The sequence below is a fragment of the Fervidobacterium gondwanense DSM 13020 genome (assembly GCF_900143265.1).
Classification (GTDB): domain Bacteria; phylum Thermotogota; class Thermotogae; order Thermotogales; family Fervidobacteriaceae; genus Fervidobacterium; species Fervidobacterium gondwanense.
Window position 1 is genome coordinate 1 of record NZ_FRDJ01000013.1, and the last position, 18,806, is coordinate 18,806.

17 protein-coding genes and 1 rRNA gene are annotated in these 18,806 nt (G+C 39.9%); 8 read left to right on the plus strand and 10 right to left on the minus strand.

Going from position 1 to position 18,806, the window contains the following annotated elements; translation table 11 throughout:
- Positions 1–452: ribosomal RNA gene (locus BUA11_RS08910) — 16S ribosomal RNA — on the minus strand; the annotation flags it as partial.
- A 423-nt stretch (positions 453–875) separates the two neighbouring features.
- Between BUA11_RS08910 and BUA11_RS08915 the strand changes: the two genes are divergently transcribed.
- The 4 genes from BUA11_RS08915 to BUA11_RS08930 all read left to right on the plus strand — a co-directional run bounded on the left by BUA11_RS08915 (position 876) and on the right by BUA11_RS08930 (position 4,229).
- On the plus strand, positions 876–1,550 hold the full coding sequence (locus tag BUA11_RS08915) for a DUF429 domain-containing protein (RefSeq protein ID WP_072760696.1): 675 nt from the start codon (positions 876–878) through the stop codon (positions 1,548–1,550).
- A 30-nt stretch (positions 1,551–1,580) separates the two neighbouring features.
- Positions 1,581–1,988 carry a GIY-YIG nuclease family protein gene (locus BUA11_RS08920; protein WP_245789663.1) on the plus strand — a complete coding sequence of 136 codons (408 nt, stop codon included), beginning with the start codon at positions 1,581–1,583 and terminating at the stop codon, positions 1,986–1,988.
- Positions 1,966–3,270 carry a deoxyribodipyrimidine photo-lyase gene (phrB, locus tag BUA11_RS08925; protein ID WP_218587318.1) on the plus strand — a complete coding sequence of 435 codons (1,305 nt, stop codon included), beginning with the start codon at positions 1,966–1,968 and terminating at the stop codon, positions 3,268–3,270. The genes BUA11_RS08920 and phrB overlap by 23 nt, the downstream gene beginning before the upstream one ends.
- A 98-nt stretch (positions 3,271–3,368) precedes the next feature.
- Entirely contained in the window at positions 3,369–4,229 is an 861-nt protein-coding gene (locus BUA11_RS08930) for a bifunctional methionine sulfoxide reductase B/A protein (RefSeq protein ID WP_072760700.1), read from the plus strand.
- Here the strand turns inward: BUA11_RS08930 and BUA11_RS08935 are convergent.
- The 7 genes from BUA11_RS08935 to thiI form a co-directional block, all read right to left on the minus strand.
- Positions 4,226–4,981 carry an SIR2 family NAD-dependent protein deacylase gene (locus BUA11_RS08935; RefSeq protein ID WP_245789665.1) on the minus strand — a complete coding sequence of 252 codons (756 nt, stop codon included), beginning with the start codon at positions 4,979–4,981 and terminating at the stop codon, positions 4,226–4,228. The genes BUA11_RS08930 and BUA11_RS08935 overlap by 4 nt on opposite strands.
- A 22-nt stretch (positions 4,982–5,003) precedes the next feature.
- The gene (fliI, locus tag BUA11_RS08940; protein ID WP_084634433.1) at positions 5,004–6,299 is read right to left on the minus strand and encodes a flagellar protein export ATPase FliI; all 1,296 of its coding nucleotides are present in this window, start codon (positions 6,297–6,299) and stop codon (positions 5,004–5,006) included.
- Between the two features lie 78 nt (positions 6,300–6,377).
- Positions 6,378–7,094: a FliH/SctL family protein gene (locus BUA11_RS08945; RefSeq protein ID WP_072760705.1), complete on the minus strand. Its 717-nt coding sequence runs from the start codon at positions 7,092–7,094 to the stop codon at positions 6,378–6,380.
- A 97-nt stretch (positions 7,095–7,191) separates the two neighbouring features.
- Positions 7,192–8,412: an acetate kinase gene (gene ackA / locus BUA11_RS08950; protein ID WP_072760707.1), complete on the minus strand. Its 1,221-nt coding sequence runs from the start codon at positions 8,410–8,412 to the stop codon at positions 7,192–7,194.
- A gap of 59 nt (positions 8,413–8,471) precedes the next feature.
- Positions 8,472–9,407 (minus strand): class II fructose-1,6-bisphosphate aldolase, encoded by a 936-nt coding sequence (fba, locus tag BUA11_RS08955; RefSeq protein WP_072760709.1) that lies wholly within the window; start codon positions 9,405–9,407, stop codon positions 8,472–8,474.
- Between the two features lie 95 nt (positions 9,408–9,502).
- The gene (locus BUA11_RS08960; RefSeq protein ID WP_072760710.1) at positions 9,503–9,835 is read right to left on the minus strand and encodes a ferritin family protein; all 333 of its coding nucleotides are present in this window, start codon (positions 9,833–9,835) and stop codon (positions 9,503–9,505) included.
- A gap of 11 nt (positions 9,836–9,846) precedes the next feature.
- Positions 9,847–11,019, minus strand: a complete 1,173-nt coding sequence (thiI, locus tag BUA11_RS08965) for a tRNA uracil 4-sulfurtransferase ThiI (RefSeq protein ID WP_072760711.1) — start codon at positions 11,017–11,019, stop codon at positions 9,847–9,849.
- 170 nt (positions 11,020–11,189) lie between these two features.
- On the opposite strand from thiI, the gene BUA11_RS08970 reads away from it, so the two are divergent.
- Positions 11,190–11,588 carry a hypothetical protein gene (locus tag BUA11_RS08970; RefSeq protein WP_072760712.1) on the plus strand — a complete coding sequence of 133 codons (399 nt, stop codon included), beginning with the start codon at positions 11,190–11,192 and terminating at the stop codon, positions 11,586–11,588.
- A gap of 2 nt (positions 11,589–11,590) precedes the next feature.
- Here BUA11_RS08970 and BUA11_RS08975 read toward each other — a convergent pair whose 3' ends face one another.
- Complete coding sequence (locus BUA11_RS08975; protein WP_245789667.1) at positions 11,591–12,190, minus strand: YbhB/YbcL family Raf kinase inhibitor-like protein; 600 nt, start codon at positions 12,188–12,190, stop codon at positions 11,591–11,593.
- A 95-nt stretch (positions 12,191–12,285) separates the two neighbouring features.
- Here BUA11_RS08975 and BUA11_RS08980 point away from each other — a divergent pair, with 95 nt between their 5' ends.
- From BUA11_RS08980 to BUA11_RS08990, 3 genes are read left to right on the plus strand one after another with little or no spacing between them, the layout of a single operon-like run.
- Positions 12,286–13,011: an SDR family oxidoreductase gene (locus tag BUA11_RS08980; RefSeq protein ID WP_072760713.1), complete on the plus strand. Its 726-nt coding sequence runs from the start codon at positions 12,286–12,288 to the stop codon at positions 13,009–13,011.
- A 30-nt stretch (positions 13,012–13,041) separates the two neighbouring features.
- Positions 13,042–15,120 carry an efflux RND transporter permease subunit gene (locus BUA11_RS08985; protein WP_245789669.1) on the plus strand — a complete coding sequence of 693 codons (2,079 nt, stop codon included), beginning with the start codon at positions 13,042–13,044 and terminating at the stop codon, positions 15,118–15,120.
- Entirely contained in the window at positions 15,113–16,861 is a 1,749-nt protein-coding gene (locus tag BUA11_RS08990) for an NAD+ synthase (protein WP_072760714.1), read from the plus strand. The genes BUA11_RS08985 and BUA11_RS08990 overlap by 8 nt, the downstream gene beginning before the upstream one ends.
- Positions 16,862–16,938: 77 nt before the next feature.
- Here BUA11_RS08990 and BUA11_RS08995 read toward each other — a convergent pair whose 3' ends face one another.
- On the minus strand, positions 16,939–18,762 hold the full coding sequence (locus BUA11_RS08995) for a hypothetical protein (protein ID WP_072760715.1): 1,824 nt from the start codon (positions 18,760–18,762) through the stop codon (positions 16,939–16,941).
- Between the last annotated feature and the right edge of the window lie 44 nt (positions 18,763–18,806).

Consider the following 18,806-nt stretch of genomic DNA (forward strand, 5'->3'; position numbering starts at 1 on the left):
TACCATCAGCTTTTTTCCCTGAGAAAAGGAGTTTACACCCCGAAGGGCTTCGTCCTCCACGCGGCGTCGCTGGATCAGGCTTTCGCCCATTGTCCAAAATCCCCCACTGCTGCCTCCCGTAGGAGTAGGGCCCGTGTCTCAGTGCCCTTGTGGCCGGCCATCCTCTCAGACCGGCTACCCGTCGTCGGCTTGGTAGGCCGTTACCCTACCAACTACCTGATGGGCCGCAGGCCGCTCCCCTGGCACCTTTCGGCCTTTACTCTCCCGAGTCTACGGCGGTTTACCCGCAGTTTCCCACGGCTATCCGCCTCCAGGGGGCACGTTCCTACGTGTTACGCACCCGTCCGCCGCTATGCAGCCTTCCGCCAAAGCTTCCAGCCGCACCGCTCGACTTGCATGTGTTAGGCACGCCGCCAGCGTTCACCCTGAGCCAGGATCAAACCCTCCAAGCTAACCCTTGTCAGGTTCAACCCAAGCTTATCTTTTTTCGGTGGCTGCTATTCGTATTTCAATGACCGGGCTTTCCCTTACCTTCTTCGTGTCGTCGCTCGGCGCTTTGTTAATTTACCATAGTCCTTCAATTTTGTCAAGACCCGTACTTTCTTCCGCTTGCTTTCCTCAAGCGTTTCTTAATTTACCATATCCTCTTTGTTTTGTCAACTGTCTTTTTTGTCTTTCTTCTTTCTCGCTTCTTTCCTTCCGCCTTCTGTCAGACGGCGAGATTCATTCTACACCATCTTTTGTTAACTGTAAAGCCTCATTCCGTAACGACTCCTTACCACTTTCTGTTACAAACAACCACAGCATGCCTATCTCTCAGGCGTTTGTGACACTCGAAAATATGCTAAAATTGATGTATGGAGGTGTGACAGATAATGTACATTTTTAAGTACCTCAACGTGCCAGAATATTATATGGGAATTGACCCTTCGTGGACTGGAAAGAACAAGAGTGCTGTTGTTGTACTTGTGCAACTGAAAGAATGTGATAAGTGTGGTCTTATAGATTATATATATACATCAAATGAAAGCGAAATCTTGGACTTTGTGTTGAGGTATCGTAATTCAGTATTAGGAATAGATGCTCCGTTGATTGTTAAGAATACTTCTGGTCACAGGCAAAATGAGCTCGAATTCTTGCAGAAATACAAGCTTCGAGTACCTTTATATCCTGTGAACGTAAGCAGATGGAATTCATTTTTTCCTACAAGCCTATACAATAGGCTGAAGAAGCACGAGTTTTCCTTCGAAAACTATAACGTATTCGAAATATATCCGCATGCAACGATCGCTGCCAAGTTCTTTGGGAAGTTATTCAGTTACAAGAGAGGGTCAAAGAGTGAGAGGGAAAAGAAATTAGACATACTTAAAAGAATTATTCTAAAATATGTCGAATTACCCGAGTTGCAATTTCAACAGCTAAAGGAATATGAAGATTTTCTCGATGCTGTTATATGTGCATACACCGTCTTTCTGCCAACGATAGAAGAGACTCTGGTCTTCGGAAGTACTTCAGAAGGGCTGTTGTTAGTTCCATGTCCTAAGTCCTGAGGTGGTGATAATATCAAAGGGGCTTATATTTTGCTAATCAAAATCAAGACGCAAACAGAATTGAAGATTTCAAAGAACTGTTGGGATCTAATGCCAGGTTTATATGCTTATGTTGGCTCAGCCATGAACAATATCGAAAAACGAATACTGAGACATCTGAGAAAGAACAAGAGAAAGCACTGGCATATAGACTACCTAACAGAGTTCGGAGAGGTAATCTGCGCTGTTATGTTTCCATCTGAAAACAGAATAGAAGAAACGATTTCCAAGATGCTTTCAAAAAGATTTGAGCCAATCCCTGGTTTTGGTGCTTCTGATCTGGATGTAGACACTAACTTATTCTTGGTAGATGATATAGAAGATTTCTTCGAGCCTGTTGATTTCTTGCCAATCATGGCGAAAGGAGTGAAAAATAGTGCCCATAGAGATCCACAGTGAAAGATTTAGAAAACTTAAAGAGGCAAATACTGTAAAGAAAAGACCTGTTATATACTGGATGCAAAGAGATCAAAGATTTGAAGATAACTGGGCTTTATTGTTCGCACAAAGAATTGCAATTGAAAACGATGTTCCGCTGATTGTTTGCTTTAATATCGTTTCGTCGTTTCTTAACGCAACAATAAGACAGTATGACTTCATGCTTAAGGGATTAAAAGAAACGCAAGATAGGCTACTTGAGTACAATATTCCATTAGTTTTCACATTTGGAGCTGCGACCGAAAGTTTGCTGACCTTCTTAGAATCGTTAAAGCCATCCTTTTTTGTAACTGATTTCAATCCGTTGAGGACGGTAAAAGAATGGAAAAAGAAAATAATAGAATCTATTGATGCCACGGTATACGAAGTTGACGCTCACAATATCACACCTGCGTTTTGGATATCACAAAAGCAAGAATATGGTGCTTACACATTAAGACCTAAGATTCAAAAAGTACTGTCTAATTTTCTCCGTGAATTTCCAAAACCTCAGAAAATGCCTTATTCAAATCTCTCAGTCGTAGATTTTGACATGCTAAATGTAGAAAAAACAATCGAATTACTGAATGTAGATAAGACCATCAAACCTCTTGAGAAACCTCTTCCTGGTGCTCAGATGGGTTTTGAAATAATGAATGAGTTTATAAAGGAAAGACTAAAATTTTATGCCAATTTAAAAAACGATCCGACAGTAGATGGCACTTCGAATTTATCTCCCTATCTACATTTTGGGCAGATTTCTCCTCAGCGTGTTGCTCTTGAAGTCATTAAACTTAAGGAGAAATACCCTGAATCTGCAGAAGCATTTTTGGAAGAACTTATAGTCAGGCGTGAACTTGCAGATAATTTTTGCCTTTACAACGAAAATTACGATTCGCTCGAGGGATTTCCAGATTGGGCAAGAAAGTCTTTGGAAAAGCATGTGCAGGATAAAAGAGAGTATGTTTATACCCTGGAAGATCTCGAAAACGCGGAAACCCACGATTCGCTGTGGAACGCTGCGCAGTTGCAGCTTTTAAAGACAGGGTACATGCACGGTTATATGCGCATGTATTGGGCAAAGAAAATTTTGGAGTGGACAACCACTCCTGCCGAAGCTTTGAAATACGCAATTTACCTAAACGATAAGTACGAACTTGATGGCAGAGACCCTAACGGATACGCCGGTATAGCTTGGGCAATCGGTGGCGTGCACATAGACCTTGGAAAGAAAGAACAATCTTCGGAATGGTTCAATATATGAGTTTTGAAGGATGTAAAAGAAAATTCGATGTTGAAAAATATATAGAAAGGTGGTATAATGAGTAAAAAATTATACATTGTATAAGAGCAGGTGAGTTTATGAAAAAACGCATTGAGAATCATAATTTGAGCGAGTTTGAACGTTTTGTACTGTTTCAGAAAGGTACCGAACCACCTTTTACTGGTGAATATGAAAACCATTTCGAAAAAGGTATCTACGTTTGTAAGAACTGTGGGATACCTCTTTACAATTCATCTGACAAATTTCATTCAGGATGTGGATGGCCAGCATTTGATGACGAAATCCCTGGTGCTGTTTTCAGGCAACCTGACAGGGATGGTAGACGCACTGAAATAGTCTGTGCATATTGCGGGGCTCATTTAGGCCATGTTTTTCTAAATGAAGGATTCACATTGAAGAACGTGAGGCACTGTGTTAATTCCGTCTCGTTGAAGTTCATTCCGGAAGGTCAAAAGCCACCGATAGATAGGATGTTCTTTGCTGGTGGTTGTTTCTGGGGTGTCGAACATCTTTTCAAACAACTTGAAGGAGTAGTTGATACACGTGTTGGGTACATGGGAGGACATCGTCCAAATCCCACATACGAGATGGTTTGCACAGGTGTTACTGGGCACTACGAAACAGTCGAGGTTATATTCAATCCTTCAAAGATATCCGAAGAAGAGCTCGTAAGATACTTTTTCGAAATTCATGATTTCACTCAGGAAAACGGTCAAGGACCTGATATCGGAGAACAGTACAGGAGTGTCATATTCTACACAAATGATAGGCAAAAATCCATTTCGGAGAAGATTATAGAAGAGCTGAGGAAAAGATATCGCGTGACAACGAAATTAAAAAAAGCCTCAACCTTTTGGCTTGCGGAAGATTATCATCAGGATTACTATGAGAAAACGGGGAAAGCGCCTTATTGTCATTACAGAAGGAATGTGTTCTAAGAAAGGTATAAGTTTAGTTTTTGAGATAAGTTCTCGGCAAATTCTATGAGGTCAACGTCGAATTTCAAATAAGCATACCTGTCGAGCGGAGTATCGCCTTTTGTTATTATTACCAGCTTTGCTCCATTCCTGAGTGCGTACAATGGCAATTGAGCTGCGGGATACACAACGAGTGATGTTCCTATGGCTAAAAAGACATCACTCTTGATTGCCCAATTTTGCGCTTTAGTGAACTCATTAAGAGGAAGCATCTCGCCAAAGAATACTATGTCTGGTTTTGTTAAACCACCACAAGAACACCTAAAATTGTTCGATAGCAAAAACTCTCTTTGAGCAAAGTCCAGAATTTCATACCTTCTACTGCACCTGAGACAATTCCAAATTCTGACACTCCCATGAATTTCAGCGACGTTTCTGTTTCCAGCCTTCGTGTGCAGACCATCAATATTCTGAGTTATGACACCTTTTAATTTACCTAACTTTTCGAGCTCTGCTAACAGCAGGTGCATCAAGTTTGGTTTAACTTCCAACATACTAAGCAAACCTTCCCTGGCAAATGCATAAAACCTATCAGGATTCCTGTTGAATTCATCTATATCAAATATGTCCTGACCGTATTTGGTATACAAACCATTGGGGCTTCGAAAATCAGGAACCCCACTTGGGACGCTGACGCCTGCCCCTGTCAAAACAACGATATTTGACGACTTATTAATCAGCTCGACAATGTGATTTATGAGTTTTTCTTCCATCATGTAGCCACCTGTTTCTTTTCTAAACTTTTCGTGCTATTGAAAGCAGATACTCTACAGTATCTGTAAAACTCATTCTTTCCTTAATACCTTGCCTAAGAAATTTGTTTATTTCATCTATAAGCTCTATAGATTTATCAATCTTTGGATTTGTTCCCTTCTTGTATGCGCCAACGTCGATCAAATCCTTTGCATCGTTATATGTTGCCATGATGTCTCTTATCAACCTTGCAGCCTGAATGTGCTCAGGTTTAGTTACGTCCACCATCAACCTACTTATACTCATCAAGACATCAACTGCTGGGTAATGATTTGATTCAGCTAACCTTCTTGAAAGTATTATGTGCCCATCAACGATACCACGCACAGTATCTGAAATTGGTTCGTTAAAATCGTCCGCTTCTACAAGAACGGTATATATGCCCGTTATACTACCTTTGTCAGAGTTTCCCGCCCTTTCAAGAATCTTAGGTAATTGTGCGAAAACGCTTGGTGGGTAGCCTCTCGTTGTAGGAGGCTCACCAATAGCAAGTCCAACTTCCCTTTGAGCCATCGCCCAGCGTGTTAACGAATCAACCATTAGCATAACAGCATAGCCGTTATCCCTAAAATACTCAGCAACAGTTGTTGCCGTAAGAAGTGCTTTTATTCTAAGCAGTGCCGGTTGGTCAGATGTAGAAACGATAACGATTGATCTCTTCAAACCTTCTTCGCCGAGGTCCTTTTCTATGAATTCTCTAACTTCTCTACCACGCTCACCTATGAGGGCAATTACGTTTATGTCAGCTGCTGTATTTCTTGCAATCATACCGAGTAGAGTACTTTTTCCAACTCCACTACCGGCAAATATACCTATTCTCTGACCTTTACCGAGAGTTATAAACCCATCGATAGCTCTTACACCAACCGGTAATGGTTCAAGTATTCTCTTACGCACCAACGGGTTAGGGGCTTCGCTTATAATTGGTCTGTATTCTCTCAAAAACAAGCTTTTCCCATCTATCGGTCTTCCGAGTGCATCTACCACCCTGCCCCTCAGATCTTCACCGACTGGTACACTAACTGATTTGTTAGTTTTAATTACCTCGCAACCCTTTTTCAACCCGGTGATATCCTCAAGTGGCATTAAAACGGTGAGATCCTCTTTGAAACCAACAACTTCAGCCAAAGCCTTTTTATTTCCAACGATTATTTTGCACAGCTCGCCATAAGCAGCATCCGGTCCCTTTGACTCTATGGTCAGACCTATTATCTTCTGGACTTCCCCAATGTATTCGTAAGGATTTATGTTATTAACTTTTTCTAAAAATATCTCCATCACTTTGGGAAAGTTACACTTTTCAATGTTCCCCATTCTGAACAACTCCCATCGAGATTAAAAGTCTTACGAAAGACTCTAGCCATTTATGTTGAAAATCTCTTCGAATATCTCATCGAGCAAAGCAAACTGGAATTTAAGAGTTGCGTCTATGGTTCCAAGGTCTGTCTCTGCAATAATTCCGTACTCGACATTTTCGTTCAAGACAACTTCGTATCCTTTTTCTTTAATAAAGTTCAAAGTTTCATCATCTAACAATTTAGCATCAGCTGGGTTTATATGAATTTTCACCTTTGTAGAACCTGCAAGGTGAGCCAATACCTTTTCGAGTTTCCGCTTTGTAACTTCGGGATCTACCTGTTTCTCCAAGAACTTTTCAACCAACACAGAACTTATCGCGGTTAACTTCTCACAGTATTGGGCAAATGCATCTGAAAGACTTTTTTCAAAGGTATCGACAATTCTCACTATCTGTTTCCTTAAATTCTCTATTTCAATTTCTTTTTGCTTCTCTAATTGCTCTATTAGTTCCTTAGATCTTTGATTAGCCTCCTCAACTATCCTGTTATACTCCTCCTGAGCCTGCAAGATTATTGATTGTGCTTGTTGCTGAGCCTCTTCAACAATCTTTTCTGCTTCTCTATTTGCATTCGCAACCATTTGGACGATTTCTTCCTCTGAAAGCGATTTCTTTTGTTCTTGAAGAATATCTTTGTTCTTATCAGCTTCAAGTTTTCTTTTCTCTTCCATCCTCAAAGGGGAATCCAGATAAACATAACGTTTCTTTATTATCAATAGTATCACTCCTTCTAAAAGAATGTTGGGCACATGGTGCCCAACATACAAAACATCAATTTGCCAATTCTATTATACAACATTTTATAAGCAGATATCAATATTCAAGCTGTTTTAATCCTTTTTCAATTATCTCTTTTGTATCCCTTGCTATCATCAGTTCTTCGTTGGTTGGTACAAGGAGTACCTTAACTTTTGAATCCGGGGTTGTTATTATCCTTTCCTCACCCTTTATGTTGTTCTTTTCGTCGTCTATTTTTATTCCAAGGAAACTTAGGTAGTTTTCACATATTTCTTTTCTGGTAATCGGGGAATTTTCTCCAACGCCTGCTGTAAATGCTATTGCGTCAACACCGTTCATTGCTGCGATGTATGCACCGATGTACTTTGCAATTCTGTATTCGTAAATATCAAGAGCGAGTCTGCAAACTGGGTCTCCTTCGAGTGCCTTGTCTTCTATATCCCTCATGTCTGAACTGAAACCATCTGTTAGCCCAAGTACACCACTCTTTTTGTTGAGTATTGTGTAAACCTCTTCTGCTGTGAGTCCCTCTTTTTCCATTAAGAAGGTCACGATTGATGGATCGATATCTCCAGACCTTGTACCCATGACAAGTCCTTCAAGAGGGGTGAACCCCATCGATGTATCTATACTGTGACCGTTTAGTACTGCAGCTACGGAAGCACCATTTCCAAGGTGAACTGTGATTATCTTTGATTTGTGATAATCGAGCCCAAGTATTTCTGCTGTCCTCTTTGAAACGTACCTGTGGCTCGTTCCGTGGAAGCCATATCTTCTTATCTTGTATTTCTTGTAGTATTCATAAGGTATTGCGTAAAGGTATGCTTTTGCTGGCATTTTTGAATGGAAAGCTGTGTCAAACACTGCAACGTTTGGAACGCCTGGCAACAACTTCATCATCGCTTTTATACCCATTATGTTTGGTGGGTTGTGAAGTGGTGCAAGGTAGGAATACTCCTCGAGAGCTCTCATAACTTCGTCGTCTATTAGAACAGAACCGGAAAATTTCTCGCCACCGTGTACCACCCTGTGACCAACGGCATCGATTTCCGAAAGATCCTTAACACCGCCGACCTTTTCGTCTACAACCAATTCCAGAACGTATTTCAGTGCATCTTCATGGTCTTTCATGGGTTTTTCCACAACTGTTTTTTGATCATCTTTCTTGTGTACTATTCTACTTCCTGGTATTCCTATTCTTTCCGCAAGCCCTTTACAAAGCACTTGCTCTGTTTCCATATCAAGGAACTGGTACTTAATAGATGAGCTACCGCAGTTCACTACGAGTACTCGCACTGATACCCCTCCTCTTAATGTCGTAAGAATTGCCTACTATGCGGCTTATACCTGCTGAATCAAGCCTTTCCAGCGGCTCCAAGGAACTCGAGTCTGTTCATAACAACCTCTTTGACAAGTTTCTTTCCAGCTCCGAGGTAATGTCTCGGGTCAAATTCTTTTGGATTCTCTTTAAGGTATTTCCTAAGGCCTGCTATAAATGCAATTCTCAAATCTGTGTCTGTGTTAACTTTGTTTATACCGAGTTCAACGCACTTTTTCAATTCTTCCTCAGGAACACCTTTTGCACCGCCCAAATCCGCACCGTATTCTTCTGCCAACTTCACATATTCCGGCAAAACGCTTGATGCACCATGCAATACGAGCGGCCTTTTTGTTAGTTCCTTAACAGTCTTTAACCTTTCGAAATCGAGTTTTGCATCTCCCTTGAACTTGAACGCACCATGGCTTGTCCCGATAGCTGGCGCAAGAAAGTCTACTCCTGTTTCCTCAACAAATATTTTCGCTTGCTGTGGATCAACAAGAACAGATTCTTCTGCAGAAACATTGTCCTCAACACCTGCAAGCTGACCAAGTTCCGCCTCAACAGAGACACCTGCTGCATGCGCTATCTTCACGATTTCTTTTGTCTTCTTCATGTTCTCTTCAAAAGGTTCTTCGGAGGCATCGATCATAACGGAGGAATAACCTGCCTTTATCGCTGCTATTATATACTCAAAGTGCTTACCATGGTCAAGGTGAAGGGCAATCGGTATATCGACGCTATCAGCGAATAACCTTACTAATTCGACAAAATATCTTGCACCCTTAAGTATGTCACCGTTTCCTGCATACTTTATCGCACCTTCGCTTGTTTCAATGATTAAAGGCGCTCTCTTTTCTAATGCTCCGTCAAGAATTGCATGGAAAAATTCCATGTTGTTGATGTTGAATGCTGGCACTGCGTAGTATTCCTTGCTTGCCTTTTCCAAAATGTCTTTCGTGTTAACATACATATGTTCCACTCCTTTCACTGTTTAGTTGTGTGCTTGCAAAATTAATTATATCACAATTCTTGATTAAGGAAAATAACAATAAGAGAAAGGGGCATTTACCCCTTTCTCTTCTGTCTTGACTTCTTTTTATTAATTTTTTGTATTTCTTCTTCAACTTCTTCGTATCCTTGCTTGTAAAGCTCAAACTCCTTAGGATCGAGTTCCATCAAAAGTCTCAAAAATTCACCCGCGTGGACTCGCTCTTCGTTGGCTATATCAATGAGGACTTCTTTAGCAAGCTCGTTATCAGTTGATTCCGCAAGCTGCATATAGAGCTGAATTGCTTCATATTCAGCTGCAATCATAAATCTAATGGCTCTGATAAGCTCTTCGTGTGTTAATTTCTCTTTGTTCTTCAATCCACTGAATGCATGTGAAAATTCCGGCATACTGACACCCCCTATTCAGTGCAGGTTACTCGATAGCTCTCCCTCTTCTTAAAAGCTTCATGCTCTAAGTCTGATAGCTTCTCCAACTGGGATTCTATCTTTCTTATCTCGTTTATGTCAGACTTCGTCGCTGGTCTTTTTGGTGCAAACGCAACGCAGCTGTCTATATACGGCTGTATGGATATATCAAACGTACCTATCTCCTTTGCCTTCTTTGTTGTTTCAACTTTATCAAAACCAATAAGTGGTCGCAAAACCAACAATGAGCTTGCATCTTCTATTGCAGCCATATTTGTAAGTGTCTGACTTGCGACTTGTCCAAGATTTTCGCCTGTGACAATTGCTTTCGCTTTACTCCTTCTTGCTATCATACTTGCTATTCTCATCATTGATCTTCTTTGGAGGATAAGAGAATATTCGTCAGGTGCATTCTCTTTTATGTACATTTGAATATCTGTGAGCGGAACAATCCACATCCTCAACCCGTTTGGAAGGTACTTGCTTAGTTCACGTCCAAGGCTCAGTATCTTCTCTACGGATTTTTCAGTTGTCATAGGTGGGCTAAGGAATGTGAGTGTTTGAAGTTCCAAACCACGTCTCATTGCATACCAACCTGCAACTGGGCTATCTATACCACCACTGAGCAACAAAAGAGCTCTGCCTGACACTCCTACTGGTAATCCTCCAGACGATGGTATTTTACCGGAAAAGACAAAAATCTCCTTTTCTCTAACATCTATTCCAATTTCAAAATCAGGATTGTGTACGTCCACTTTTAGATTTGGAAAACTCTCAAGAACGTAAGCACCGAATTCTCTATTTATCTCAAGACTTGTCATAGGAAATTCCTTATACCCTCTCTGTGCGTTTATCTTAAACGTTTTGAGCCCTTGTTCAACAAAAACCTTCGCAACCTTTATAACAACTTCTCTCAGTTCTTCCAAGTCGTGCGATACCGCATAACCCAGTGAGTAATTCTGGATTCCAAATACGTTTTTCAACCTTTGGGTTATAACCTCCGGGTCGTTTCTTCCAATCCTTACGATAATTCTTCCGTACCTTTTGTTAACTGCAGCAGGTCTAACTATCTTCAATATATTGTCTATCAACTTTTTCTCGAACCAACCCCTGTTCTGCCCTTTTAAGCCTATCTCAGAGTACCTAATCACGAAAACATTTTCCACAAGCGTCCCTCCATATTCTTCCTCTTTTAGACGACCTTCTTTCAGTTCCAAGTTATTATATCACGTGTGCCAAGAATATAGAACTATGAAACTTTCTGCTGCAGATGAACTGGTCATACTTTTCTTAAGTCTAAATATATGGACACTTCTCTAATGCGGGAGGCGATTTTATGTATGTTGGTACAGAGCTTCTCGTAGTTATTGTCGGACTACTTTTAGTTCCAGTGGTTGTTATGGTTATTCTTGGAGTAGTTGGTTTTGAATCTCAGATAGGAGATTTTTCACTACTTATTGAAGGTATGGTAAGGCTTATACCGCCACCGGATGATTTCTCAGAATTCTTTCTTGGTTTTCGTCTGTACGGAGGATATCAATTTCTTGAATCAGGACCTTTTAGGTTGAAACTGAATATCGGAAATTTAAATGTTACTTTCAACAATTCAGAAAGTGAGCTGCTAAAATTAGAGTTTCAGCCCAGTATTGGTGGTACGTTGGAAATTAATCAGCTAAGACTCAGAATAAACCTATTTAAGAACGGAGGTTTCGGTGGCATTTATTGGAAATTCTAAAACTATTTTCTCTCGTACAACCCAACAATTTCCCCCTGAGCAACAATTTTCCCACTTAATGCCTTTTCAAGTTCCTTTTTCGTAACTCTGCCTTTGAGTTCCAGTAAAGAATCAATAGCATAAACTTTGAAGTGATAATGATGAACACCATGCCCTTTTGGTGGGCACGGTCCGTTATATCCCAACTTTCCAAAATCGTTGTAGCCTTGTTTAGTTCCATCTGAAAGGTTCTCAATTTTCTGCAAACCTTTTGGAACGGTAACTGTACTCGATGTTACGGGTAAATTCCACAAAACCCAGTGAACAAATGTGCCGATCGGTGCGTCTGGATCATCGCATATGATTGCTAAAGTCTTTGCTCCTTCGGGAATATTCTGTATCAAGAGTTCAGGATTTAAGTCAGCCCCCTCACAAGTGTATTCTTTCGGAATAAACTCGCCGTTTTTAAAAACCGAAGAGACTGTCATTGAACCCACCTCCTCTTTTGCGTTTGTTCTTACCGTTCCCTTCTCCATGAATCTTACAGTCATGATAACAATCAAAACAATGGCTATTATCAACAGAGAAATAGAAACAAACCTATGGTTTCTTGACGTAACCATCGGTAATCACCCCTATTTTAAATTATACCACCTATCAACATTGGTGGTATAATTTTTTAAGTGAGCAATATAACCTCGGAAAAGAGGTGATAAAGATGGAAAATGGAAAGGTCATAGTTGTCAGCGGTGGTGCCAAGAACATAGGAAAGGGAATAGCTTTGCATTTCCTAAGAAACGGCTGGTTGGTTGGTATTATCGATTTTGACAAAAAAGCACTTGATGAACTCGATGAAGACAAAAATCTTCTAAAATTCTACGGAGACGTTTCAGATGAGTATTCCGTTAGTGATTTTTATCTGCACGTCAAGGAGAGGTTCGGCAGGTTAGATGCGATAATTAACAACGCTGCAATAGGAGGGTTTAAGAATTTTTTAGACCTTACAGTCACAGAGTGGAAACGCGTGATAGATATAAACCTCACCGGATACTTCTTAATGGCACGTTTTGGTGTTCCACTGATTTTGGAAACCGCAAGAACAGGTGCAATTGTGAACATTTCATCTACACGTGCTTTGATGTCTGAACCGGGAAACGAAGCTTACAGCGCATCTAAAGCAGGCATATTAGGACTTACCCATGCACTGGCAAATTCGTTAGGTCCTAACATACGGGTAAATGCGATATGCCCTGGATGGATACTTCATGAGAGTGAAACTGTTTCTGAAGCTGATCACAAGCAGCATTTGACGGGCCGTGCAGGGAACATAGAAGATGTGGTTCAACTTGTCAATTTCCTGGTAGATGAAAGCAAGAGTGGTTTCATCACTGGTCAATATTTTATTGTCGATGGTGGAATGACTAAGAAAATGATATACATTTAAACTACTAAAATCTTAGAAAGGAGGATCATTTTGGATATAATTCGACGATTCTTCGATATCATATACAGGTACAAATTTACTATCATAGGTTCGCTCTTGCTCATACTGTCTGTACTTATAATCTTAAACAACGCAAAAATAGAGACAAGAATAGAAACGTTCTTACCCGGATACAAACCAGGAAGACCGATAGAAGAAATTGATGATCCCGCCGTTCAAAATATGGTAAGAATGGCTCTTAAATTCGGAGACAGTGCAAATGTTTCAATCATTTATCATTCAGAAGTTTCATTAAACCAGCCCGGTGCATTAAAACGCATAAAGGAATTTCAAGAAAAACTGGAAAAATTGAAAGATGTTAGATTGGTGATTTCAATACTGAACTACCCAGGGGCAGAGGCGTACTTTGAAAATGATGCGATAAATTTGAAAGAACTCCCTAAGGAACTGAAGAATTTTGTTTCAGAAGATGGACGTTACGCAATGTTCTTAGTTGTCTTATCAGTCTCTAAGCAAGTTGAACCTGTTGTTAGGAGATTGACGAACTCGTTAAAGGGAGAACCTATCATAGTTCTCTCAGAAGCCTCTGTGAACAATAAGCTTTTCGACGAACTTAAAAGATCGATGTTTTTCTACCCAGTAGTGATGTTCTTAGTTATACTTTCATTGTTCTTTTATCAAACTCAATCTCTGAGAGCAGCTTGGGTTTCTCTTTTCATACCAGTTTTGTCTTCAATATATACATATGCACTTTATTTTTACTTTGGAGGAGTTCTAAATATTTTAACTTCAATGACGGCATCTTTTCTAATCATAATCGGCTCAGCTTATCCACTACATTACTATAACGCTATATTTAGGACGGAAGATGTGAGAAAACACATAAGTATACCAATATTTTTCTCAATGTTAACAACAGCAATTGGATTCATGTCTTTCTTGTTTGTAAAGATACCAGCGTTCAAAGAGTTCGGATTGTTAGTTTCTATCGGGTTATTACTCGACTTTTTACTAACAATAACCATCGGTCACGAGCTGCTTGGAAGAGCAAAGAGAAAAACAATACGCGTACCAAAATCCTTTGGCATACGTTATTTTGGCAACAAAGTTGCTATTGGAATTTTAGTAGTACTCGCTTTCTTCACAGTGTTGTCCGTATATTATCTACCACGACTTAAAGTTGGATTCAACACAATGGACTATTTTTCTGAAAGCTCAGATATACGCAAGGGTTATAACGTCCTTGAAGAGAAGTTTGGAATGAAAGAATCTATTTATATGGTATTAGAAAAAGAATTTGGTGTATTTTTGCCATTCGACGATAGGAATATAGATTCAATCATCAAAGAGTTGTCTAAATATCCAGAAGTGGCGAGTGTAGATTTTCCAAGAAGCGTTAGCACGACTGCTCTAATCCTCGCTTCGAGAACCCAACCGGTCTTGAGAAGGTATATTGCGGACGGAAGAACGATAAGGCTCTCAATAAATCTAACACCATCAGGTGCTGAGAATATTAACAAAGTAACTGAGATTATAAATCAGATAATGACGGATTTTAAATACAAATACTATATCTCCGGTACACCCTACATAATGAAGGCGATAAACGACAGCATACTGTCGAGTCAGATACAAAGCATAGTGGCGGCATTAATCCTTGTATTCGTCATGTTAATAATCGTCTTTAGAGATATTGCAGAGAGCGTAAAACTGATTTCTCCTGTACTATTTGCTACGATTTTGAACTTTTTCTACATGTCGGTATTTGGAATGAAGCTTGAGATATCGACCGCTATTACGTCAAGCATTATCATAGGTCTTGCTATTGACTATTCGATCCATCTTGGTCATGATTACAACAAAACTGGTAATGTATTCACATCGATTAAGAACGTCGGACCAGCAATTGTTGGAAACGCACTGGGTATAATATTTGGTTTTCTAACGCTTCTAATTGGTGGTGAACTGGCTCTCTTCAAAAGAATCTCTATACTTGTATCGCTTGGAATATTCACCGCCGCATTACTTACCTTAACTGTTTTGCCATTCATGTTATCATTTCAGAAAGTTAGGAAATTGAAACGTATAGGAGGAATGGAGGATGAATAAGGTCAGACTTGCGTTAGCGCAAATCAATTCTACGGTGGGAGATATCGAAGGAAACAAGAAGAAGATTATAGACTCTATCGTGGAAGCGAATAAACTTGGAGCCGATATCGTGGTGTTTCCAGAACTCGCTATCACAGGTTATCCACCTGAAGACCTGTTGTTTAAAACGCATTTTATTGAAGATAACGAAAAAGCACTCAAGGAAATTGCAACTTTCGTGCCAAAGTCTTTGGTAGCTGTTGTTGGATTTGTCGATAAAGACGGAGACATTTATAACGCTGCAGGTGTGTTAAATGATGGAAAGCTAATTGCAAAATATCACAAAAACTATCTCCCAAACTACGGTGTCTTTGATGAGATGAGGTACTTCCAAAAAGGAAACAAGGCTTTAGTAATAAAGATGGGGGACGTAAGGGTTGGAATAACAATATGTGAAGACATATGGTATCCGGGTGGTCCTGCAAGGGCAGAAGCTCTGTACGGCGATGCCCATATACTGCTTAACCTCTCAGCTTCACCTTACCACATGAACAAACTTCGCTGGAGAGAGGATATGCTCTCTGTTAGAGCAAATGACAATATAGCCGTCGTTGTGTATGTGAATCTTGTTGGAGGTCAAGATGAGCTTATCTTTGACGGAGCAAGTCTGGTTGTCAATGAAAAAGGCACAGTCTTAGCCAGAGGAAAACAATTTGAAGAGGACCTCCTATTGGTCGATGTAGAGATAGATAACATAGACAAACTACGACTCAAAGACCCAAGAAGAAGACAAGATAAACTTCTCATCACAAAGGAAAATCTTGAATCTATCGACATAGTTGAATTGTCTTTTGAATGGAATAACCAAAAACCGAAAAATGAAAACCGGATTGAGCCTGTACTTGACGAAGTTGAAGAGGTGTACAACGCACTTGTAATCGCTACGAGAGACTATTTAAGAAAGAATGGAATGAAAAAGGCTGTAATAGGACTCAGCGGTGGTATAGACAGTTCACTCGTTGCCTGTATAGCTGTTGATGCGTTAGGTGCAGAAAATGTGATAGGTGTCTCTATGCCTGGTCCATTTTCATCAGAGCATAGCAAAGAAGATGCCAAGTTACTCGCCGAGAACCTCGGAATACAATTCCTGACAATTCCGATATTGGAACCATATAATGCATATTTGAACATTCTCAAGCCCGTTTTCGGCGATCTCCCATTCGACACAACTGAGGAGAATTTACAAGCAAGACTTCGTGGCATTATACTCATGGCACTTTCAAACAAGTTTGGATGGATTGTATTAACAACAGGAAACAAGAGTGAAAGCAGCACAGGATACTCAACACTGTACGGTGACACAGCCGGTGGTTATGCTGTCATAAAGGACGTCTACAAAACACTTGTCTACAAGCTCTCAGAGTACGTCAATCAAAAAGCTGCGAAAGAGATAATTCCAAGAAGGGTATTTATAAAACCACCGAGCGCAGAGCTAAGGGAGAATCAAACAGACCAAGATAAATTGCCACCTTACGAAATACTTGATGAAATATTAAAGCTGTACGTGGAGGAAGATTACAGTATCGAGGAAATCGTGGAAAAGGGTTTCGATGAATCTACTGTGAGAAACGTTGCCTGGATGGTTAATGTCAACGAATACAAAAGAAGGCAAACACCACCTGGTCCGAAGATCACACACAGAGCATTTGGAAAAGACAGAAGATTGCCGATTACAAATGGCTACAAGGAATGGAGAAAATAGCAAAGAGGGGGGTTAGCCCCTCTTTGCGTTTATAGATATAGATAATATTTATACAGAGCAAATAAGAGAATCATGTGCTATTGTGCTACGTTTGGATAATATACGAGAATTAGACTGAGTTTGTTATTCCAAACATCTGATGTCCAACCTTTATCAGATAATATGGACTGAACGTTCTCTGGATATGCGTCCACATCTGAGAATGTGTATAAAATGATTGTGAAGACATACCCTTCGTCAAAGATAAGCGTTTTCATTTCCACATTTTCGGGAATGTAGTCAATATATCCATATTCGTAGAGCGTGTCCAAGTCAACCTCCTGAATACCCTCGTAGCCCAAAAAGTCAAAGACCGCGTATGAAATTTTATCAAGCTCGTCTGCTATCTCATATTCAACATCACTATACTCTCCCCATTCTACTTCCTCTGTTGTTTCTTCATAGTATTCTTCCTCATATTCTTCGGAATAGTCTTCCCACTCTTCTTCATATTCTTCCTCGAATTCATCGTACTCTTCTTCATAATATTCGTCATATTCCTCTTCATATTCTTCCCAATCTTCCTCGTAGTCATAATACTCGTATTCTTCTTCATACGACTCTTCAGCTTTCTCCATTAAGTATTCTAAAAGGAGCATCGGATTAGTGAAATCACACGATACTAATGTGTTTCCGTTCTGAAGCGTGGTAATTGTAAATTCCAGATAACTGCCTAATTCATCAACTTGAACATTCACCCTGAAATACAAGTGTGAGTCATTTGTAAAAACACCGAGCTCCGTACTATTATCCAGTTCCTGTGACGATAACAGTGCGATCTTCTTATCCTGAAGAAGTTTATAACTCAAACCATTTCTTTTGAGAAGTTCAAGTATAAGCCTAATGTCTTTCTCATACTCGGGAATATATTTTACGGAAAATAAGAATCCTTCTTCCGAAATTGAGCCAAAAACTGACTCAACGGAATCCAAAAAACCTTCGAGTGCCTTTACAAACCGCTCCTCATCACCCGCAATCTCCTCCAAAAGACCAAACATCAGTATTTGTTTAACATTTTCCAGCACATCGAGACGAAAACCAAATGTGTAAGGTGAGTCTTTAACAAAATAGTGCCCTTTTAACGCTCCTATTCTTGAAAGTGCCAACTTTCGTTCGTACTCTACATAGGATTTGCTTACTGATAGTTCAAAATGATATTCATCTCCGCTCTTCCTAAGAAAAGCCTCCTCTGAACTCGGCGTACCGTAAAAATCTATAAATTGGTACAGGAGATCTCCAACAGGTGAAAATTTCAAAGCTTTATAGTAGAACACGTAATCATCTTTTGTGGATACGGAATAAATATGAACTTTAGCATCAAGCATTGCCTTTGTTGACTGTGCAATATAGTTGTTGAAGCAAACGTATATGTTTGTATTTGAGCGAATAACGTACAACTTACCAAAAGTCCCAACGGGCACTTCGTAAAGCGTGTTTTTCACAAACTGTGTTATAGATAAACGTGCATTTGAAAGTAGCGACAAAATAGAGATGAGTGTTTTATCACCAATTTCGCCAGGCAACACCAAACCTAATGGTAAACCGCTCAAAATATCAAGAAAACCGTCTTCAAAATTTTCAAAATCTTCTTCTAAGAGTAGCGCCAACTTAAATAACTGACCAGGTCCACCCAGAGAGTTTTTTCCATAAATCCCTAGGATTTTAGGAATTCCCAGCTCGTCGAATATCTTTACTATGTCTATAAATTCTCCTTCAACTTCATCTGTAATCAACTGTTCGAAATTAAAATACATCACGTAGTCGCTGTTTCCTGGTACATTCAGTGTAATGCCATAAACTGAGACTGATATCAGGAATAAGACCGCAAGTAGTGCTACATTCACTTTGGAAATGTTAAACATACAGCATACCTCCCTTCTCCAACCCAAGGAAGAAAAGAAAAAAC